Consider the following 21,257-nt stretch of genomic DNA (forward strand, 5'->3'; position numbering starts at 1 on the left):
CCTCACTCGTCAGAAGCCTCATTTTCGTCTTCATCCTCTTCTGTCAAGTCGTCGTCGTCGGATAGTATTTCCTGCTCGTCGGCGCTTACAATGATACTGTCGGATGCGCCTTCCACCACTATTGCGGGCTTGATTACGTTTCCATCTTCATCCAGCTCTTCGGCCTTCTCATCCGGATCTTTCAGAATGCGGGTTACAGACGTAATTTCATCGCTGTTGTTCAGCCTGATCAGCTTTACACCCTGGGTATTGCGACCAGCCAACCGGATATCAAGCACACTCATACGGATGGCAATTCCGTTGCGGGTGATGATCATCAGATCGTCCTGCTCGGTTACTTCCTTGATCGCGACAAGTTTACCTACCTTGTCCGTAGCGTTCATGGTCGAAACTCCTTTTCCACCCCGGTTGGTAATACGGTAGCTGTCAATATCCGAGCGTTTTCCAAAACCATTTTCAGAAACTACCAGGAGTTGTGCATCTTCGCGGCTGATACATACCATACCGATGGCTTTGTTGTCAGGATCATTCAGGTTGATGCCCCTTACTCCTGCCGCGGTACGTCCCATCGGGCGCACGCCTTTTTCATTGAACCGCACTGCCCTACCCGCACTGGAAGCAATCACGATGTCGTTGTCACCGTTGGTTAATGCCACATCAAGCAGGCGGTCTCCGTCATTGATGGAGATTGCAATAATTCCATTAGTCCGCGGACGTGAATAGGCTTCAAGCAATGTTTTCTTGATTGTCCCCTGCCGGGTACACATAATGATGTAATTATTGTTGATATAATCCTCATCAGAAAGTGTCTTCACATTGATCACCGAGCGGATGGAATCTCCGCCTTCCAGGCTGATCAGGTTCTGGATCGGACGTCCTTTGGACGTTTTGCTGCCTTCCGGTACTTCATATACTTTCATCCAGTAGAGCTTACCGAACTCGGTAAAGATCAGCAGGTAATTCAGCATTGTAGCGGAGAAAAGGTGCTCGGTAAAGTCGGTATCCTTGGTCTTCACACCTCTCGATCCTACCCCACCCCTCGTCTGCGTACGGTACTCGGCCAGCGGCGTACGCTTGATATAACCTGCATTGGAAATGGTAATGAGCATCTCCTCGTCAGCAATCATATCCTCATCACTGAACTCCTCAGCAGCGAACTCGATCTTCGTGCGGCGCACATCACCGTAGCGCTCCCTGATTTCGGTAAGCTCTGATTTAATGATATCGTACTTCCGGGATTCGTTGGCAAGAATGTCTTTCAGGTCTGTGATCAGCACCATGATCTCTTCGTACTCCTTCACGATCTTGTCTCTTTCCAGACCGGTCAGACGCTGCAAACGCATTTCCAGAATCGCCTTGGCCTGAATTTCACTCAGGCTGAACTGCTCGATCAAGCCGCTTTTCGCAGCATCGGGATCAACCGAGTTCCGGATCAGGGAAATAACTGCATCCAGATTATCAAGTGCAATCAGCAAACCTTCCAGGATATGCGCACGCTTTTCTGCTTCGCGGAGTTCGTACTCGGTACGGCGGGTAATCACCACAATGCGGTGATCCACGTAATGCCTGATCAGGTCTTTCAGGTTAAGGAGTACCGGCCGGCCTTTTACCAGCGCCACGTTGTTCACCCCGAAAGATGATTGCAGCGGCGTGTACTTGAATAAATGGTTCAGTACGATGTTGGGTATCGCATCTTTTTTCAGATCAAAAACAATGCGCATCCCGTCACGGTCTGACTCATCCCGGATATCTGAGATACCATCAAGCTTTTTGTCGTTGATCAGACCCGCAATCCGTTCAATGATCGCCGCCTTGTTGGCCATGTACGGGATCTCGGTAACGATGATCTGTTCCTTGCCCGTTTTAGAGACTTCAAACTGCGCTTTGGAACGCATGATAATGCTGCCCCTGCCTGTTTCAAGCGCAGAGCGCACACCCTGGTAGCCGTAAATGATACCACCAGTCGGGAAATCGGGAGCTTTGATGTATTCCATCAGTCCCTGGACGGTAATGTCCGGATCAGCCACGTATGCCAGCACACCATCCACTACTTCCGACAGGTTGTGCGGCGCCATGTTGGTCGCCATACCTACCGCGATCCCTGAGGATCCATTGACCAGCAGGTTAGGGAATTTGGCGGGGAGTACGGTAGGCTCAGAAAGTGAATCGTCAAAGTTGGGCTGAAAATCAACCGTATCTTTGCCGAGATCATTCATGAGCTCATCGGCAATCCTTTTCAGCCGCGCCTCGGTATAACGCATCGCCGCCGGGTTGTCTCCGTCGATTGAGCCAAAGTTTCCCTGACCGTCCACAAGCGGGTAGCGCAGGGACCATTCCTGGGCCATACGTACCATCGTATTGTAAACCGACGAGTCACCATGCGGGTGATATTTACCTAAAACCTCACCTACTATACGTGCTGATTTCTTGTGAGAGCGATTATAATTGACACCCAGCTCCGACATCCCGTACAACACCCTCCTGTGCACCGGTTTCAGACCGTCGCGGACGTCAGGTAGCGCGCGCGAGATGATAACGGACATTGAATAGTCAATGTACGCCCCACGCATTTCATCCTCAATGTTAATGGGGATAATGTTTTCACCAGAAGCTTCTGCCATAAAAAATTTAGAAGATAATCAAATGTTTGGCCAGGGGCAGATCAGTGTTCATCCCTGATTATTACTAGAAAATTGTAAGTTTCCGTTTGCCAAATTTCGCGATTTCCTGCCACTCTAACAAACTATCTTTTGCCCTATTTCAGCCCGGTACGCCTATTCGCATGATCCATCGGGCATTAACCTCCAAAAGCTTCCGGACAAAACTTAATTGGCATCTCTCGGTAAAATTTAGTTTCTTCCAACTTCTATCCCTAACCTGCTTTCTAACCGCTGTTATGCCCCTACTGCTGACGTTTTTTGCCATTCTCGCGCTCATTATCCTCATTGCCTGGCTCAAAATCGACACCTTTATTTCGTTCCTGCTCGTTTCCATCGGCCTCGGCCTTGCCAGCGGGCTAAACATTGATACCATCGGCAAAGCCATTCAGAAAGGTGTCGGCGGCACGCTCGGCGACCTGGTACTGATTGTGGGATTCGGGGCGATGCTCGGCAAAATGGTCGCGGACAGTGGTGCAGCCCAGCGCATTACAGATGCGCTGATTGGCTTATTTGGAAAAAAATACATTCAATGGGGCATGGCGCTGGCCGGCTTCGTGATTGGAATTCCTTTGTTTTACAATGCCGGATTTGTGATTGTGATCCCCCTTATTTTCATGATCAGCGCCACTGCGCAGCTTCCGCTGCTCTATATAGGTATCCCCATGCTGTCGGCGCTGTCGGTGGCTCACGGCTACCTTCCGCCCCACCCCTCACCTGCCGCCATTGCCAGCCAGCTTCATGCTGACCTGGGGCAAACGCTGCTGTATGGCATTATGGTCTCCATTCCGGCTATTGCAGTCGCGGGTCCGCTCTTTGGGAGTACGCTCAAACGTTTTCAGCCGAAGCCGGATGAAGATCTGTTCAATGTGAGGCCACGGCCGGCCAGCGAGCTTCCCGGACTGGGAATCAGTATTGTGACTGGTTTGCTGCCTGTACTGCTGCTCACCACCATGTCGGGTATCAAGAAACTTTATCCTGAAAGCAAGATCATCGGTTTGCTTGCAGAACCCTACTTTGGTATGCTGCTCTCCGTGTTGTTTGCAGCATACACCCTCGGCATACGTCGCGGCAACAACATGAAAATGATCAGCAAAAGCATGGAGGAGGCATTTAAAGGCGTGTCTGTAATCCTGCTGATCATTGCAGGAGCGGGCGTTTTCAAGGAAATCATGACAGCCAGCGGCGTGAGCACCTATATAGCCGAGGGCCTCGCGGGCATCAACATTTCTCCGCTCCTGCTCAGCTGGAGTATTGCAGCCGTAATCCGGGTTTGTGTCGGCTCAGCCACCGTAGCCGGACTGACCACCGTAGGCATCCTCGCCCCGCTCCTGGCGAGCTCAACCGTCGCGCCCGAACTCATTGTACTTTCCATCGGATCAGGCAGTTTGATGTTCTCGCACCTGAATGACGGCGGTTTCTGGCTGTTTAAAGAGTACTTCAACCTAAGCATCCGCGAAACCCTGCTCACCTGGTCGGTCATGGAAACAATTGTCTCCATCATGGGATTGCTGGGCGTTTTGGTACTAAATTTGTTTGTTTAGAGGAGATCAATTTTGAATGACCGAATGATTGAATGAGGAAGTTTTGAGTTAGTGATTGTGTGAGTGAGTGAGTGGGTTAATGTTGAATGACCGAATGATTGAATGAGGAAGTTTTGACTGAGTGAATGTGCGAGTGAGTGAGTGGGTTATCGTTGAATGACTGAATATTGAATGATTAGCAAATTCATTGAACAATACCAAGCTGTTCAGACGTTCAAACATCAATCTTCTTCAATGGAAATTGAACATTCATAATATAGCGAAGCTCGCTTTCAAACTTTTGCGCAACAATACTTTCAATTAAAATTCAGTCATTCAATATTAACTCACTCCCTCACACATTCACTAACTCAAAACTCAATCATTCAGTCATTCAGTCATTCAGTCATTCAAAATTTACCCACTCACTCCCTCACACATTCACTAACTCAAAACTCAATCATTCATTCATTCAGTCATTCAGTCATTCAAAATTTACCCACTCACTCACTCAAACATTCACTAACTCAAAACTCAAACATTCAATCATTCGGTCATTCGGTCATTCGGTCATTCAAAACTAACTCACTCCCTCACACATTCACTAACTCAAAACTCATTCATTAAATCATTCAAAATTAACATGGACAACACTCCTGAATCCAACTTTGCCCAACTGGGCCTTTCTTTGCCGCCTGCTCCCAAGCCTGTGGGCGTTTACAAACCCTTGCTGATCGTTGATAAACGTTGGGTGTACGTATCAGGTCACGGCACTGTGCAGGATGACGGCACACTGATCAAAGGCCGCATCGGCAAAGATCTGGATGCTGACCAGGGAAAGCTTGCAGCCAGGCAGGTGGGACTTGCCATTTTATCCACCCTGAAAGCAAACCTGGGCAGCCTCAATCGCGTAAAAAGAGTAGTGAAGGTGCTCGGTATGGTCAATTGCACAACCGACTTCGAAAAACATCCTTTTATCATCAATGGATGCAGTGAGCTTTTTGCTAAGGTCTGGGGCGAAGAAAACGGCATCGGCGTAAGAAGCGCCGTAGGAATGGGCACCCTGCCCGACAACATTCCCGTGGAGATCGAAGCAATGTTTGAGTTGGAGGAGAAGTGAGAAGCAATGATGAATGATTGAATGACTGAATGACTGAATAATAGATTAAATGAATGAATCTGGGTTATAAATTTGATTTCTGGTTAAAGCTCTTTTTTCAAGCATTAACGTATGAGTCACTTCCTACATTTATTAAATTATCTATTAACAACTTTCCAATCCCATTTCACCAGTTGTTACATTCTCTTCCAAAAGTCAGAACCGCCACATTCAAAATTCAATCATTCAATCATTCAAAACTCGCTAACTCACTACCTCACTCATTCAAAACTCCGTCATTAAATCATTCAGTCATTCAAAATTCAAAAACCCTTCCATGCCCTGGTACGAGCTCAACCATCCCGACCAAGTTATTTCTCCTTCCCTGCTGTTTTACAAGGATCGTATCGAACATAATATCAGGAACATGATCAGCCTGGCAGGCGATGCGGGCAGGCTGGTGCCGCATGTGAAGACCCATAAATGTGCCGAAATTGTACGCATGCAGATGGATCAGGGTATCAGCAAATTCAAGTGCGCCACCATTGCGGAAGCCGAAATGCTCGCCTCGGCCGGCGCCAGGTGGATCCTGATTTCATACCAGCTGGTAGGCCCAAATGTCGGTCGGCTTTTTCAACTTCAGGAACAATTTCCGGTAACGGTATTTTCTTCTTTGATAGATAACCTTGGTTCGGCCGCGGAGCTTAATGCTGCTGCCGAAAGTAAGGGGCGCGTGGCCACCGTTTTTATTGATGTAAATAACGGAATGAACCGGACCGGCCACCCTACCGACGAGTCGATCCTTTCTTTTTACCGCTCGCTCAGCGGATTCGGGAACCTGAGTATCCAGGGTCTGCATGTGTACGATGGACATATCCGGAACCCGGAATTTTCGGGCCGTAAAGCTGCGGGCGATGAAGCCTATGAAAAGGTACTGCCGCTGCTTGACCTCATCCGGTCAGATACCGGCAGGGAAACGATGGTTATTGCCGGAGGTTCCCCTTCCTTTACGGTGCATGCCATGCGGCCGGAGGTTTACCTGAGTCCGGGTACCAACGTACTCTGGGACTGGGGATACGGCGACCGGTTTGACGGGCAGCCCTTTTTGCATGCGGCTGTCGTACTTACGCGCGTGGTTTCCAAGCCGGCGCCGGGCATTGTTACCATTGACCTCGGGCACAAGTCCGTAGCGGCCGAAAACCCCATTGAAAACCGTTTCAGGCTGCTGAACATGCCGCATTATACGGTTTTGGGCCAGAGTGAGGAACATGGTGTATTGCAGGTGAGCGCCGACCAGTGGGAAGCCATCAAGGTGGGCGATGTGTACTATGCACTCCCCTACCACATTTGCCCCACCGTTGCACTGCATGATTATGCAACCATTGTTTTGGAAGGAGACAACGTGGACGAGTGGAAGATTACTGCACGTTCCCGCCGCCTTTCTGTTTAGTTTTTTGACGATTTTAAACCAGAATTCATGTTTCTTTTTGATGCACACCTGGACTTGTCCATGAACGCCGTGGAGTGGAACCGCGACCTGACCCAGGACCTCTATGCCATTCGGAACCGGGAAAAAAACATGACCGACAAGCCCGATCGGGGCAAAGGAGTAGTCAGTTTTCCTGAAATGCGACGCGGAAATATTGGCATTTGTGTTGCCACGCAGATTGCCCGGTTTGTGAAGCCCGACAGCAAAATACCTGGCTGGCACTCTCAGGCGCAGGCCTGGGCACAAACCCAGGCCCAGATTGCCTGGTACAAAGCCATGGAAGAAGCCGGCGAAATGGTACAGATCACCGACGTGGTCGGCCTGAATCACCACTTGGCGCGCTGGCAGAATGCCAGTGGGGACGAAACACTTCCGATCGGATACATTCTAAGCCTGGAAGGTGCCGATTCACTGATCAGTCTGAAAAACCTGGAAATTGCTTATGGCTACGGGCTGCGGGCAATCGGACCTGCACACTACGGACCCGGCGTATATGCCTATGGGACAGATGCCGATGCACCTTTATCTGCAAAGGGACGTGACCTGCTGCTCGAAATGGATAAGCTGAATATGATCCTCGATGCCACACACTTGTGCGACACCGCGTTTTGGGAAGCATTAAACATATATCATGGACCGGTATGGGCGAGTCACAACCTCGTACGCGACATTACGCCGCACAACCGGCAGTTTTCGAATGAGATGATCAATGCCTTGGTAGAACGCGGCGCGGTAATCGGAATGGCTTTTGATGCCTGGATGATGATTCCCGGCTGGGTACGCGGGCAGTCTACCCCGGAAAGTACAGGGCTCAGAATCGAGCATGTCGTACGGCATATTGACCACATCTGCCAGCTTGCCGGCAATGCCAATCACGTCGGCATCGGCTCGGATCTGGATGGTGCGTATGGCAGAGAGCAGTCACCCGGCGACCTGGATTCCATCGCCGACCTGCAAACGATTCCCGGCCTTCTTGCCGCCAGAGGATATTCCAATGATGATATTGAGCGGATTATGTGGCGCAACTGGATCGAATTCCTCCGCACAAACTGGAAGTAGAAGTTGTAACCGGAGTTTATCCTCAGGTTAACAAATTCTAAGGAAATCTTAATAGCCTGGTAAAGGCTTTCAGCAAAAAGCTTTGCAACTTACATGAGCTAATACCTCGTGTGAAGCTGCAAGGCTTTTTTCGTTCAGGCGCCAGGAAATTACAAGATCTTATTTGGAATTGTTATAAATAAGTGTGAATTTTGATCATGGCGAAACCACTCTCTTCAATGATGCAACTGTACCTTTTCAGTATCACCTTCGACAATGATTACAATGAGCAATACTTACCGAATATCCTTCCGTACGCGGATCCGCAACAATAAGTCCTTCCAACGCCTGCACGATTGCCTCAAACAGCTGAATGTTAAGCATTGGGCTTATGATTTTCAGGAATTTCTCCTGACGCTCACCTCCGAGCTCTCCGACTTCAAACGCATAGAAGCCACCCTCCGGTCGGCGGGATACAGCTGTCATTTTATCAAACTTGAAAACCTGAGTGAACCAGGCAAGGTCGTACTTGGCTAAGCAATCGTGTGCTTTTCAAGATTGCGCAAAGCCTGCTGAATATGGCGTTCCTGATGCATGATCAGGAACTGGATCAGGTCACCTGCATTTATTTTGATCATCGGTGCAACCGACATAGGGATACGGATTTTCCTGAGGTTTTTGTCTGCACAAAGGTCCATGCAGCGCAACAGTGTTTCCTGATGGTGTATAAATGCCCTGGTTACCTCAGCTGCGTCGGCATCCGAGCCCGGCACGTGCAGCCGGTGTGCCTTGTACCGTGACTTACTTTGCGCAGGGTCCATCATGTTGGTAAAAAAACGTCCAAGCCAGGAGCTCCGGAACATACCTGTCGCATTGGCAATCCCCGGCTGGCTAAGCTGTTGTTCGAGCCGCGGCAGATAGTATGCACTGTAAGAATTAAGATGGGCAAGGCACTGTACAATACTCCACCCACCGCTCCGGGACGGCGCATGCATAGCGTCATGGTCCCGGTCCAGAAATGATTCATTTACCATATGGGTTTGCTGGTGGAGCGTACGGGCAAGCTGGGAGAGCAGGTACTGCTGATTGATTGGCTTCATAGATGCATTCGTGCTGATTACAATGCAAAGCTGCCTCCAAAGCTGCGCATATACTTTGGCAAATACCAAGATTTTTCAGATTCTTACCTTGTTCATCAGCTTGCTGAAATTAGTGGGATCGATCCCGAGATAACTGGCAATGTACTTGTGAGGAACCAACTGCAGCAAATGAGGACTGCGTTTCAGCAGCACCCGGTAACGCTCCTCCGACGAAAGGCTTTGTACTTCTGACAGGCGTTCCAGCGTCCCGGCCAATGCCTGGGCAAGACCTTTCATGATCAGCGCGGACACGGATGGATGCTTCGCCGCCAATGCACTCAGGCCTTCATAGCCTGCCCGCAGGAAAACACCCGGCGTCAGTGTTTCGTAATAGTACCGCGACGGCTGCCTCAGTATGAGTGAATCCACAGCACCGCCGAAAGAGGGCGGATAGGTAAATACCAGCGTCGCCTCCCGGCTGGTATGATCCAGCGTGTAAATCCGCTGCACACCTTCACATACGAAATAAAGATACTGCTCCTGCTCTCCGGCACTTGTGAGTATCTCCTTCCTGCCCGCGGAAAAAGGCTTCCACAGACCTGCGAATTCATCCCACTCCTGGTCAGACAGAGGTGAAAATGCTGCTACAAGGACTCTGAGCTGGTCAAGATGCATGTCCATGGCCTACTCTGCTTCGGATGAAACCATGAAGTTGAGAAAATGAAACACCTCTTCCTGGCTCCTGATGTGGTTGCGGGCCGCCGACAAGGCATCCCCAATCTTGATTGTAAATGCAGTATCGGGCAAAATCTCGAACATATCCTCATCCGTCGTATCGTCTCCGATGGCGAGTATAAAGTCGTACTGACCATCCTCTACAAACGCCCGTGCTGCCGTTCCTTTGTTGAATGCCGTTTTTTTAACCTCCACTACCTTGCTGCCATCAATGACCTGCAGGTTAAGCTCTGGTTGTATGAAGCTCTTCAATTGCCACAGTAATTCCTGCGCGCGCCGGCTTGCATAATCCTTGTCATCGGCCATGCGGTAGTGCCAGGCCAGGGATGTTTCTTTTTCTTCCACAAATGCGCCGGGGCACCGCTTCTCATACATTTCCATGATCGGGCGAATGCTGTCTTTCCAGTTTTCCTCATACTGTTCGTTCAGCACCCACTCCTTACTGCCCTGAGACCTGATCAGGGCACCGTGCTCGGCAATCAGGTGGGCCGGCAGATCATCGAACAAACTGGTCAGGAAATGCCTGTCGCGGCCGCTGATGATGACGACAGTATCGCGCTTGGCGATCTGCATCAGCAGTTTTTTTACATCTTCGGAAACTATGGCCTTGGCCGGGTCGGGTACAATGGGCGCGAGGGTGCCATCGTAGTCGAAGAAAAGGATCCGCCTGCTGGCCGACTCGTAGGCTTTCCGGATCTCGTTAATACCGCTGTCATTCAGAAAAACCTGCCGAAGACGCTCATGTTCCTGTTCAAGCATAGTCATTTGGGTAAAAAAATCATTTGTCCATGTAAACACGTCGTACGCACGGATGCGCTCACGCATGGCATCCATCCGTTTGGTTTGTTCATCGCCGGGCATTTCAAAAGCCCTTTTGATTGCATCTGCAATGTCCTGCCGGTCGAGCGGATTGATGATGAGGGCTTCTCCGAGCTCGGCCGCAGCTCCGGCCATTTCGCTGAGGATCAGCACACCTTTACGGTCTTTTCGGCTGGCTACAAACTCTTTGCAAACAAGGTTCATCCCATCCCGCACGGGCGTAATGAGCGCAACGTCGCTTGCCGTATACATGCCCAGCATTTCATTATAAGGCATAGACCGGTACTGGTAAATGATCGGCTGCCAGTAAATATTCCCGAAATCCGCATTGATGCGGCCCACGGTCTGGTCTATCTCTGATTTCATCTGCTGGTACTGCTCGATGGTATCCCGCGATGGGACCACTACCATCATAAACGATACCTTCTCGTGCCACTCCGGGTAAGTCTCAAGAAAACGCTGGTACCCACGGAGCCGGTGAATGATCCCTTTGGAATAATCCAGCCTGTCTACCGAGAAAATGATCTTTTCCTTCAAGGAAGCCCGCACCTCGCTCCGTGCCTCGGCTACTTCAGGATCATCAAATGCATTATTGAATTTATTATAGTCAATACTGATTGGAAAGGAATCGGCCTTGACAATGCGGTTGCTGAGATTTACATAGTGCAGCTTATTGCCATGCCCGAGTACCATCCTTACTGCTTTTAGAAAATACTCAACATAATCATTGGTATGAAAACCCGCTACATCAGCCCCTAAAATTCCATTCAAAATAGCCTTACGCCAGGTAACCGGCAGCAGGCGGAATATCTCGAAGGACGGAAAAGGGATGTGGAAAAAGAAGCCGATCTTGTTATCGGGAAATTGCTCCCGGATCATTCCCGGAAGCAGCATTAGCTGGTAATCCTGTACCCAAACCGTGTCGCCGGGCTGAATAATTTCGGCTACCTTTTCAAAGAAAAGCTGGTTGGCCGCCTGATATGCTTCAAAATAAACATCGTCAAAACGGGCAAGTGAAGGAAAATAGTGACACAGGGGCCAGATCAGGTTGTTGCAAAAACCCTCATAGTAATGCTCATTCAGCTCGGGAGCGATAAATACAGGGTGTGCCTGAAAGCTTTCGTTCGCCAGCGACTGTCCTTTGAGCTCTTCCCGCGAATTCTCGGAAAAGCCTACCCACTGAATTTTTTCTGTTGTATCAAAAACCGCGCTTTCCTTGTCTGCTACGAGCGAAAGTACTGCCGATACCAGCCCGCCTGAATTTTGAAAAAGCTGCACCGCATCCTGCTCGCGGACAATCTTGAAGGGCAACCGGTACGCGACAATAATCAGCCTGCCGCTTTCTTTTTGTTTTATTTTTTCCATATTTCAATGCACCTCTATTGGGATGCGGTGGTAGTTGCCAAACATAAAACCAGAGCCTGAAACGGACTTATTTTCCATCTTTTGCAACATTTACCCTCTTACATACCCAAATCCTATGCCAAAATGTTTTGTGATGCCGGGCTGCCCGATGAGGCGCACCATTGACAAAATAGCGTGCCCGCCCATCGGCCTGCACGTGAATAATGTTTGACCGTGTACGCAAAAGTGGTAGCTTAGCGTTTGCAACCTCTTCCATCATTTTACAGGAACCGGCTCAGGCCGAGGCGGGAAGGTTTACTTTCCGGCAAGCAACAGCGTTGCTGTTTTCCATAATCTGAAATGACGGATGACCACAAACAGGGATTGAAATGATCCCGGGATTAGTCAAGGACTACAAATAAGTATTTACAGCATTGCTGTGCCACTCTTTGTTGTGGGTTGCAGGCGGCCGATCAAGGCCGCCTTTTTTTATGCCTTTTTACCGGTTCCTGCCGATTGCCTTCCCCATTCCGGAGCGGTACGATAAAAAAAACAAATCCCGGAAGAGATCCCGGGATTTGTTGCATGTGCAGGAATGATCAAATATTAATAGGCCAGCTCACCGGCGGGCTCCTGCTCAACTTCGGCTTTGGCGATCGCTGGCGGTAACAGCTTGTACATGACCGGTGTCACCAGCCTCGATAACAATGTAGAACTGATCAGTCCGCCGATCAGGACAAGCGCCAGCGGCGAGTACAATGCACTGTATTCAACCACCAGCGGCAGCAATCCGCCGATCGCGGTGAGAGAAGTAAGCAAAATGGGTACGAACCGGATCTCCCCGGCTTCAATAATAGCCTCACTGATGCCCATACCCTGCTCCCGCAGCTGATTGGTAAAATCGACAACCAGCAGCGAATTTTTCACCTCGATACCTACCAGGGCAATAAACCCGATTGTTGCCGTGAAAGAAAGTGTCTCCCCGGTGAGGAACAGCATGGCCAACCCGCCCACAATGCCGAGCGGAATTACAGAGAGCACAATCAGGATGCTTTTGAATGTCTTGAATTCGAGTATGAGTACGCCCAGAAAGCCGAAAACCGTTACAAGAATGATCAGGCCGAGGCCTCCGAAACTTTCCTCCTGGCTCTCTTTTTCACCTGCGACGGTAAAATGCTGTCCTTCGGCAAACCGGAAACTCCCCAGCTCTGCGGTAATTTCCTCATTGAGCTGCTGCACATTGTACCCGGGCTTCACATAGGCCGATACCGTTACATACCGGTCCTTGTCGTAGTGCCTGATCTGGTTGGGTGAGCTTTCGAGCGTTATCCTCGCAACGTTTTTTAATGGAATACTCCCGCCCGATGCCGAGGGTACATACAGCTCATCAAACACGCTGATGTCCTGCACAGCCGCCTGGCGGGGTACCGACACATTTACATTGTAATTGTCGGCCTTGCCCTCGTCTTCCCGGAAGGTAGCCACGTTCAGTCCTGCCACGCCCAACCGCACCGTGCGGTCAATGTCCGCCGAAGCAATGCCCAGCGTTCCGGCTTTTTGTTTGTTGACCTGCACGCGCAGGTCGGTAGGTTGTACGAGCAGGGGATTGTTAATGTAAATAGTACCCTCGGTTTTGCTCAGCAGGTCGGCTACCCCGAATGCGGTTTTACGGAGGTCGTCCAGATTTTCGCCATAAATACGGTATGCCAGGGGTGCCTCAATCAAGGGTCCCTGTTCAAAATCCTTCACCTTGATTTCCGCGCCGGGATAGTTTTCCAGTTTTTTGCGCAGCTTTTCAATTACGGCTACTTTCTCCTCAGTCTCCAAACCTTCAACCTGAACAAAGATCTCAGCGAAATTCTCGCTCTCATTCCGCTGCACGACGTTGTAGTACACCCGCGGATTGCCCTTTCCCACATTGGACGCAAAGGACGTGATCAGCGGCTCCTTTTTAAGGATATCTTCTACATAGCGTGCCACTTCGTTCGTCTTTTTTAGGTTGGTACCCTGCGGCGTTTCAATGTCGATCAGGAACATGGGTTTTTCCGATTTTGGAAAAAGACTGCTCCCGATGAGCGGCACCAAAGCAAGTGAACCGGCGAAGATCAGCCCCGCAGCCACAAGGGTCGTCCGAGGAAACCGCAATGCACGGTCGAGCAGGCTGCCGTAGGTTTTATGAATGCCTTTTTTCATGCCGCGCAGCAGCCAGTTCCCCTCTTCGTGCACATGATTTTTCAGGATCATGCTGGATAAAAAAGGTACGATGGTGAGGGATACCAGCATGGAAGCGAACACCGTGGTAATTACCGACATCGGAAGGCTGCGGATGAAATCGCCCGCTCCCTCCGGCAGGAACACGAGCGGAAGAAATGCAAAAATAAGCAGTATGGTACATCCTACCACGGCCAGCCCGATCTGCGAAGATGCTTTTACGGCAGCATCCACACGGTTGTAGCCCATGCGCAGGTAGCGCTCAATGTTCTCGACCACTACAATGCTGTCGTCGACCAGTATACCCAGCGCCACGATCATGCCCACAATGCTCAGCTGGTTGATATTGTAGCCGAACAGGTTCATCAGGGTAAGACCGATTGCAAGTGAAAGCGGAATGGAGATCATCACGACCACCGACGCCCGGGTACCCAGCGGGAGGAGCGTCAGCAGCACCAGCAGGATAGCAATTCCGAAATCCCGGGCAAAATGCGACAGCCGCGTGTTCACACTTTTAGCCTGATCAAACACCTTCACCAGCTCGATGTTAGGCGGAAGTTCCCGGGCAAAAGCCGCTGTCACGGGTTCTACCTGTTTTTGTACGGCAACAATGTTCTCGCCTTCCTTCTGGCTCAGGTTAACAAAGCTGCACCGGTACCCATTAAGGCGCGTGAGATGCGACTCGTCTTCGTAACCCATAGACACGTCAGCGACATCTTTCACCAGCACAATTTTACCATTTGACGCAGCCACCACGGTATTGGCGACCTCGTCGAGCGAGCGAAAGTTGCCGCTTGTTTTGATGTTGAGCTTGCGGGTGCCCATGCTGATGCTTCCGCCGGGAATGTTTACATCCTCGCTCTGCAGCGCACGGATTACCTGCTGCTGCGTCAGGTTCTGCGCGGCAATTTTCTGCAAATGCAGCTTTACCTTAACCTCACGTTCCGGGATGCCGGCATACTCCACTTTTTTAAGGCTTTTTACTTTTTCAAGACGTTCTTTCAGTTCTTTGGAGTACTTCTTCATTTGGGCGTAAGTGGCATTTTCACTTACAAGCGCATACTGGTAAATGCTCACGTCGGAAGGTACCTGCTTATTGATCCGGATGTCGGCCACATCGGCAGGAAGCTGCGTACGCAGACTGTTGATTTCTCGTACCACCTCCTGGTACTTATCATCCGGGTCTGAGCTGTACTTATAAATGACCTGGATCACGGCAAGTCCGTCACGGATGTCTGTGATGATGTGCTTCATATCGTCAAGCTCATTGAGCTTTTTCTCCATGGGATCTACAACAAGCTGCTCCATATCCTTGGGATTGGCACCCGGGTAAATGACCACTACGGTAAACTGCGGCGGATGAATGTCGGGGTCTTCACTCCGGGGCATTGTAAAAAGGGAATAGATCCCCAGCGCCAGCACACCCAGGAAAACAACCAGTGTAAACTGGTAATTTCTGACGGCAAATTCAGGAAGTTTCATGGTTCTTCTTTTGAAATGTTATTGAACAATGCGGATTTCCGAACCATCCGACAGGTACGCCGATCCCTCCCGGATCACCCGGGTTCCGGCGCTGATCCCGGACGAGATAAACGCGCGTTCACCTTCCAGGTAAGCCACTTTCACGGCCTTGCGCAATGCCCGGCTGCCTGCCGCCACAAACACGAATGCGCTGTCATTTTCTCCTTCCAGCAATGCATCCATCGGCACGGACACCATGTTGGTTTTACTTTTCGGGTAAATGGTTACGCGTGCAAACAACCCGGATGCCAGTCTTGCTGTTTTTGCATCAATGCGGATTTCGGCCTGGTACAGGCCCGAAGCAGGATCACTGCCCTGTGCCAGGCTTTTGATACTGCCTGTGAAGGTTTCGGGGTAGGCATCAAACCGGATCTCTGCCTGCTCACTACCCCGAAGCCGCGCCCAGTCGGCATCCGTAAGTCCGCATTTGACAACCCAGTCGGCGTTGCGGTTGCTGCTCACGAACAACACAGGGGTACCGCCCTGCACCTGCTCGCCGGCATTCTGCATTTTACGGATCACAACGCCATCCGAAGTTGCTACTACTTTTGCCTGCGATAGGTTGAACCGTGCGATATCAAGCTGTTTTTCAGCAATAAGCAATGCAGTTTTGCTGTTGTCGAGCTGCTCCCTGGTATTCACACTGTCGTTATAAAGGTGCTCGGTCCGACGGGCGTCGCGCCTGGCCCTTTCGAAATTTTCCTCTGCCTGTGCAGCCTCGGCGGCGATCTCGGTGGTGTTCAGGGTTGCCAGTACCTGGCCCTTCCGAACCGCGTCACCTTCTTTCACAAACATTTCGCTGATGATCCCCCCGACTTTGAAGGACAGGTATGCCTCCTTGTCGGACGCCAGCAGACCCGAGGTTTGCACGGGTCGCGCCTGCTGCAATGCCGACGAGCTGATCACCTTCACCGAGATTTTATTGTCGGTTTGTTCAGGCTTTTTCACTTCCCGGCAGGCAGTTGCCAGCAGGGTGGCAGCCAGCAGTATCAAGTTTACGTTTTTCATGTTGTTGATCATTAATCGTTGAAAACAAAGCTGGCACGGGCTCTTTCCAGCTCGGCAGCGCGGGTCTGTACATTCAGCAAAGCAATACTTTGCTGCAACTGGTCATTGATAAGGCGGTTTTGCGCATCGAGCAGCTCAATGTATAACAGCTGCCCCTCGCGATAGCGCTTTTGCTGGTCGCCGTAATACTGTTGGGAAAGTGCCGTCTGATTACGGCTGGCCCGGTAGCTGACGATGGAAGATTGCAGCCGGTTAGAGGCGGTAAGTGCTTGTAATTCAAACTGCCGGCTGGTTTGGCTGAGTTGCTCGTCTGTAACTTTACTATCCAGTGCCGCTTTCCTGAGCTGGTACTGCGTACGGTTGCCTGCGAATATGCGCCAGTCGAGCGTGAGTCCGAACAGGTAGTAGCGGGTATCCTTGTTAAAATTTGCAAAATCACCCTGCGAACCCAGGTCGAGGAAGGTGGACAGTCGCGGGATCACAGCCGCCCGCACAAGCTGCTCGGACAGCTGGTTAATGTGGGAAACCGTTTCCAGCCGGGTCAGTTCCTCCCGCTTTCCGTCAGTGATCGAGTCGATAGATACAGGAAGTTCATGGGCGGGTGCAGCTTCGATGGCCGTATCCAGCGGTCTGTTTAACAAAAAATTAAAGTACCCGGCCGCATTGACAGACTGGTAGCGTGCATCTTCCAGCCTGGCCTGCAAGCCGATCAGTTCATTTTCCGACCGGCTTACCACGGTACGTATCGCCTTGTCATTTTTGACGAGTACCTGGTTGAAGCGCAGGTTTTCCCGGGCCAGCTCTACGGCACTTTCGAGTATACCGGCAGCCTGCCTCGCCTGTATCCAGGCATAGTAGGCCACCTTGATGTCTCGGACTAACTCACGTTTATATACGTCGACACCCGCCTGCTGCATGGTAATCTGCTCACGCCGGATTCTGGCATTGTACATGATCTCGGCATTGTACAGCGGAACAGACGTCCGGACTTTTGCATCGTAATAGTTATTCGGGTTAAATGTCTGGTTTACATTCTCAACCTGGGGGAATGCACCCGAACTGGTCAGCTCGTTCAAAGACCGGTACACCGGGTTGAGCAGATCTCCGATCGGAATGCTGATTTTCCGGCCGCCCCGGGCATCGAGGTAAGAGGTACTGAAATTCACTTCCGGCAAAAAGTACGATTTAGCCTCTTTGAGCGCATACAAACTCTTTTCCAACAGGAGATTTTCCTGTTTGAGTCCCTGATTGTTGGAGAGTCCGGTGCGGATGTACCCGGGAAGCGGATCGTCCTGCGCTTGTGACTCCCCTGCACATAGCACAGCCAGTGAAGCTCCCAGCAGAAAGCCCCTGATCTTCGGAATGCTGATCATACTAAATGTTGTTTAGATAGTAAACAGTGTTTATCAGATGGTAAAATTTTTTTAGGATCAGGTCCTGATCGCTTCAAGATAATTCACGACTGCATCATCCAGCAGCTGCTCCATATCCGCCTCCGGAAACTTCATGGCCGTGCAGCGTCCGCGCACATACAGCGACACCAGCCCGTGCCCCATCGACCATACAGAAAGTGCCTGCAAACCTACGTCCACCGGCCTGATCAGCTGCTGGTCGAGACATTCGTGAATGACCTGGACAAGAAATGCAAATGCATTTTGCCCCTCGGGCCACTCGTTATTGCACTCAATCTCAGCCAGGGGCGCACGCATGATAAACATCAGATCGTAAAAGTCCTGGTTTTCTATCGCAAACCGGATGTAGGATTTACAGATTGCCACCAGCCTTTCAAACGGATTTACAATGTTTTGCGACTTCCGGAATTCAGCCAGCAGCATTGAAAAGCCATTTTCATGTATGACGTAAAAAATTTCGTCCTTGTCTTTAAAATACAGGTAAATGGTAGCGGGGCTGTACTCGATATCCTCGGCGATGTTGCGGATGGAGGTTTTATCGTAACCCTGCTTCAAAAACAGCCGTGTGGCTGATTCGATAATCAGATTACGCATATCCTGCTTTTCCCGCTCTTTTCTTTCCTTAATCGCCATGGTCCCTAACAATACATCGTAAATATAGTAAACAGTGTTTAGTAAAAACAAAAAAAACTTTGCATTTCTGAAATGCTGCTGACACAGGGCTGTCACCCGCCGGTATTTACTTTGAAGAGTCAAACAAAAACAATCACCCAAATTTCAGACGACCATGGAAACGTACATCACCGAGAACACTGCCACTAACAGTCCTTCCATTATCACGCTCACGGAACTGCTCGAACACTGGCAGGGCCACCGCGCACTCACCAGGCGGGTCATCGATGCCTTCCCGGAAGAACAACTGTTTCAATATTCCATTGGTGGTATGCGCACATTTGCCGAACTCACCATGGAAATGGCAGGGCTGGCTGCTCCGGGCGTACGGGGTGTTGCCTATGGCGACTGGACATCCTCCAATCCCCAGATATCCCATGAAACCCCGGTACCTCCTACCAAAGCAGGGCTGCTGGCCTTGTGGGATGAAGTTACAGCATTGATCAACCAAACCTGGCCCGACGTCAAACTGGATCGTCTGCACGAGCACGATGTGGCATTTGGCATGTATCCCGGCAAGGTCTACGCTACCCTGTTTTACCTGATTGACAATGAAATCCATCACCGCGCACAGGGGTATGTGTACCTGCGTTCACTGGGCATTACACCGCCGCCATTTTGGGACCGTCCTGAAATGATGGAATAACTCAGCTTGTTCCCGACTCGTAAAAAGCTGGTAGCGGGCCGGGGCATTATTGGAATGGTTTTGGTAAAATTGCGTTCACAAACGTTCCATTCCGACCAAGTTCAAACTTCATGCATTTAACCCACAAACTATTACTTGCTGCCTTGCTTTCGGGCATGATGGCAGCCAAAACCTGTGCACAGGGCAGTCGCCCCGCACCCACCGGAAAAATCGGAGCCGATTCGAGCAGCAGCCCGGGCATGCGCTATCCGCAATATCAGCCCAGGCCCACAGGCCGCATTGAGCAGCCTCTGCCGCGGCAGGCAGGAGCCCAGGGGAATTTGGCACAACCCGGACGTGTCCCCAATGCATTCACGACCCAGGACCCCGCGGCTAATCCGGCACAGTATCAGCGGCAGGGTGCGACGCCGGCCAAAACGTCCGGCACAACATCTCAAGGTGAGGCTGCAAACACCGGAACCCGGCAAGCGACATCCGGAAGAAATGAACCTTCCACTGAGTCGCAGCGCGGTAACGTTATCCCTGCCCAGCGGCAGCCGGCCCGGCCGGTGCACTGAGGGAGGTGGCGCATGGACACCCTTACATTGTCCTGTACCACCATCCTGTAAGTGGCAGTCGGCGAGTATCTTTGCATTAACCTTCACAACATACTATGAAAACGTTTTATGCAGTATTGGTTAATTCGCTGGCAGCTTCACTGACCAATACATTCGTTTGGTTTGCAGTAACTTTCTGGGTGTACCTGGAAACCAAGTCGGTGATCGCGACTTCACTGATGGCTGGCATTTACCTGACTACGGTGGCTGTTTCCGGGTTTTTTCTTGGCTCTGTTGTAGACCACTACCGGAAGAAAACTTCCATGATGATATCGGGCGTCGTCACACTGGTACTGTATGGATTGGCATTGCTGATATACGTGCTTACGCCCGAGGCTACATTCAAAAATCCTTCGAGCATCAACCTATGGGTGTTTATAACTTTGTCGCTGCTGGGGGCCATAGCAGGTAATATCCGCAGCATTGCCCTCTCCACTACGGTTACGATCCTGGTCGCGGAAGACGCGCGAGATAAGGCGAACGGCATGGTGGGTACGGCAAACGGCGTGTCGTTCCTGGTTGCGTCCATTTTCAGCGGGCTGGTGATCGGATTTATGGGTATGCTCTGGATGCTGGTGCTGGCAATAGGGCTCACCGTCCTGACGATCCTGCACCTCACGACCATACACATTGGCGAGAAGGAAATTGTCCACCTTGATCCGGCTTCCCAAATGGTTGATATGAAAGGGACCATCGCCGCTGTAAACCTGGTACCCGGGCTTTTCGGGCTCATTTTCTTCAATACTTTCAACAACTTTCTAGGCGGGGTATTTATGTCGTTGATGGATGCGTACGGCCTCTCCCTAGTGTCGGTGCAGGCCTGGGGGATACTTTGGGGCGTGCTCAGCCTGGGATTTATCATTGGCGGGCTGGTGGTTGCCAAAACGGGTTTAGGGAAGAAGCCGCTTAAAACATTGTTTGTGTCCAACATCGTTATGTGGACGATCTGCATATTTTTCACCATACAGTCTTCGATTGAGCTTCTGGCAATCGGCATGTTCGTATACCTGTGCCTGATTCCCGTTGTAGAGGCTACCGAGCAGACCATCCTGCAGAAAGTAATTCCGCCGGAAAGGCAGGGACGTGTGTTCGGATTTGCGCAAAGCATTGAGCAGGCCGCAGCACCGGTGACCGCCTTCATGATCGGCCCGATCGCCAAGTACATCTTTATCCCGCTGATGACCGACGGTGCAGGTGCCCGGCTGATTGGCTCCTGGTATGGTACCGGCCAGGCACGCGGACTGGCGCTCCTGTTTTCAGTCACGGGGATCATCGGACTGCTGATTACACTGGTGGCTATGCGTTCAAAGGCTTACAGGCAGCTTTCGAAGATTTACAGAAAGCCCGAAGAAGAATATGGAGGCACGGGGCAGCCTGCTGTTTTATAAAATATTCATTGTCTATCACT

The 21,257-nt window shown here is 50.8% G+C and carries 16 protein-coding genes; 8 read left to right on the plus strand and 8 right to left on the minus strand.

Annotated elements, in window-relative coordinates; genetic code table 11:
* Positions 1–2: 2 nt before the first annotated feature.
* Positions 3–2,621 (minus strand): DNA gyrase subunit A, encoded by a 2,619-nt coding sequence (gene gyrA / locus HWI92_RS05845; RefSeq protein WP_204661540.1) that lies wholly within the window; start codon positions 2,619–2,621, stop codon positions 3–5.
* A 275-nt stretch (positions 2,622–2,896) separates the two neighbouring features.
* Here gyrA and HWI92_RS05850 point away from each other — a divergent pair, with 275 nt between their 5' ends.
* The 5 genes from HWI92_RS05850 to HWI92_RS05870 all read left to right on the plus strand — a co-directional run bounded on the left by HWI92_RS05850 (position 2,897) and on the right by HWI92_RS05870 (position 8,343).
* Positions 2,897–4,201, plus strand: a complete 1,305-nt coding sequence (locus tag HWI92_RS05850) for a gluconate:H+ symporter (protein ID WP_204661542.1) — start codon at positions 2,897–2,899, stop codon at positions 4,199–4,201.
* A 622-nt stretch (positions 4,202–4,823) separates the two neighbouring features.
* The gene (locus tag HWI92_RS05855; RefSeq protein ID WP_204661544.1) at positions 4,824–5,300 is read left to right on the plus strand and encodes a RidA family protein; all 477 of its coding nucleotides are present in this window, start codon (positions 4,824–4,826) and stop codon (positions 5,298–5,300) included.
* A 316-nt stretch (positions 5,301–5,616) separates the two neighbouring features.
* The gene (locus HWI92_RS05860) at positions 5,617–6,729 is read left to right on the plus strand and encodes a D-TA family PLP-dependent enzyme (RefSeq protein ID WP_204661546.1); all 1,113 of its coding nucleotides are present in this window, start codon (positions 5,617–5,619) and stop codon (positions 6,727–6,729) included.
* A 27-nt stretch (positions 6,730–6,756) separates the two neighbouring features.
* Positions 6,757–7,827 (plus strand): dipeptidase, encoded by a 1,071-nt coding sequence (locus HWI92_RS05865; protein WP_204661548.1) that lies wholly within the window; start codon positions 6,757–6,759, stop codon positions 7,825–7,827.
* A 264-nt stretch (positions 7,828–8,091) separates the two neighbouring features.
* The gene (locus HWI92_RS05870) at positions 8,092–8,343 is read left to right on the plus strand and encodes a hypothetical protein (RefSeq protein WP_204661550.1); all 252 of its coding nucleotides are present in this window, start codon (positions 8,092–8,094) and stop codon (positions 8,341–8,343) included.
* On the opposite strand, the gene HWI92_RS05875 is transcribed toward HWI92_RS05870, so the two are convergent.
* From HWI92_RS05875 to HWI92_RS05905, 7 genes are all read right to left on the minus strand, one after another.
* Positions 8,340–8,906 (minus strand): DinB family protein, encoded by a 567-nt coding sequence (locus HWI92_RS05875; protein ID WP_204661552.1) that lies wholly within the window; start codon positions 8,904–8,906, stop codon positions 8,340–8,342. The genes HWI92_RS05870 and HWI92_RS05875 overlap by 4 nt on opposite strands.
* Positions 8,907–8,981: 75 nt before the next feature.
* Positions 8,982–9,566, minus strand: a complete 585-nt coding sequence (locus HWI92_RS05880) for a Crp/Fnr family transcriptional regulator (protein ID WP_204661554.1) — start codon at positions 9,564–9,566, stop codon at positions 8,982–8,984.
* Positions 9,567–9,569: 3 nt separating this feature from the next.
* Complete coding sequence (locus HWI92_RS05885; protein WP_204661556.1) at positions 9,570–11,804, minus strand: bifunctional alpha,alpha-trehalose-phosphate synthase (UDP-forming)/trehalose-phosphatase; 2,235 nt, start codon at positions 11,802–11,804, stop codon at positions 9,570–9,572.
* A gap of 585 nt (positions 11,805–12,389) precedes the next feature.
* Positions 12,390–15,476 (minus strand): efflux RND transporter permease subunit, encoded by a 3,087-nt coding sequence (locus HWI92_RS05890; protein WP_204661558.1) that lies wholly within the window; start codon positions 15,474–15,476, stop codon positions 12,390–12,392.
* An 18-nt stretch (positions 15,477–15,494) separates the two neighbouring features.
* On the minus strand, positions 15,495–16,523 hold the full coding sequence (locus HWI92_RS05895; RefSeq protein WP_229248958.1) for an efflux RND transporter periplasmic adaptor subunit: 1,029 nt from the start codon (positions 16,521–16,523) through the stop codon (positions 15,495–15,497).
* Between the two features lie 11 nt (positions 16,524–16,534).
* Positions 16,535–17,896, minus strand: a complete 1,362-nt coding sequence (locus HWI92_RS05900) for a TolC family protein (RefSeq protein WP_204661562.1) — start codon at positions 17,894–17,896, stop codon at positions 16,535–16,537.
* A gap of 57 nt (positions 17,897–17,953) precedes the next feature.
* Entirely contained in the window at positions 17,954–18,568 is a 615-nt protein-coding gene (locus tag HWI92_RS05905) for a TetR/AcrR family transcriptional regulator (RefSeq protein WP_204661564.1), read from the minus strand.
* Between the two features lie 154 nt (positions 18,569–18,722).
* Here HWI92_RS05905 and HWI92_RS05910 point away from each other — a divergent pair, with 154 nt between their 5' ends.
* The 3 genes from HWI92_RS05910 to HWI92_RS05920 all read left to right on the plus strand — a co-directional run bounded on the left by HWI92_RS05910 (position 18,723) and on the right by HWI92_RS05920 (position 21,237).
* On the plus strand, positions 18,723–19,253 hold the full coding sequence (locus HWI92_RS05910; protein WP_204661566.1) for a DinB family protein: 531 nt from the start codon (positions 18,723–18,725) through the stop codon (positions 19,251–19,253).
* Positions 19,254–19,363: 110 nt separating this feature from the next.
* Complete coding sequence (locus HWI92_RS05915; protein ID WP_204661568.1) at positions 19,364–19,810, plus strand: hypothetical protein; 447 nt, start codon at positions 19,364–19,366, stop codon at positions 19,808–19,810.
* A 95-nt stretch (positions 19,811–19,905) separates the two neighbouring features.
* Positions 19,906–21,237, plus strand: a complete 1,332-nt coding sequence (locus HWI92_RS05920) for an MFS transporter (protein ID WP_204661570.1) — start codon at positions 19,906–19,908, stop codon at positions 21,235–21,237.
* Positions 21,238–21,257: the final 20 nt, after the last annotated feature.

Source organism: Dyadobacter sandarakinus, from assembly GCF_016894445.1.
Classification (GTDB): domain Bacteria; phylum Bacteroidota; class Bacteroidia; order Cytophagales; family Spirosomataceae; genus Dyadobacter; species Dyadobacter sandarakinus.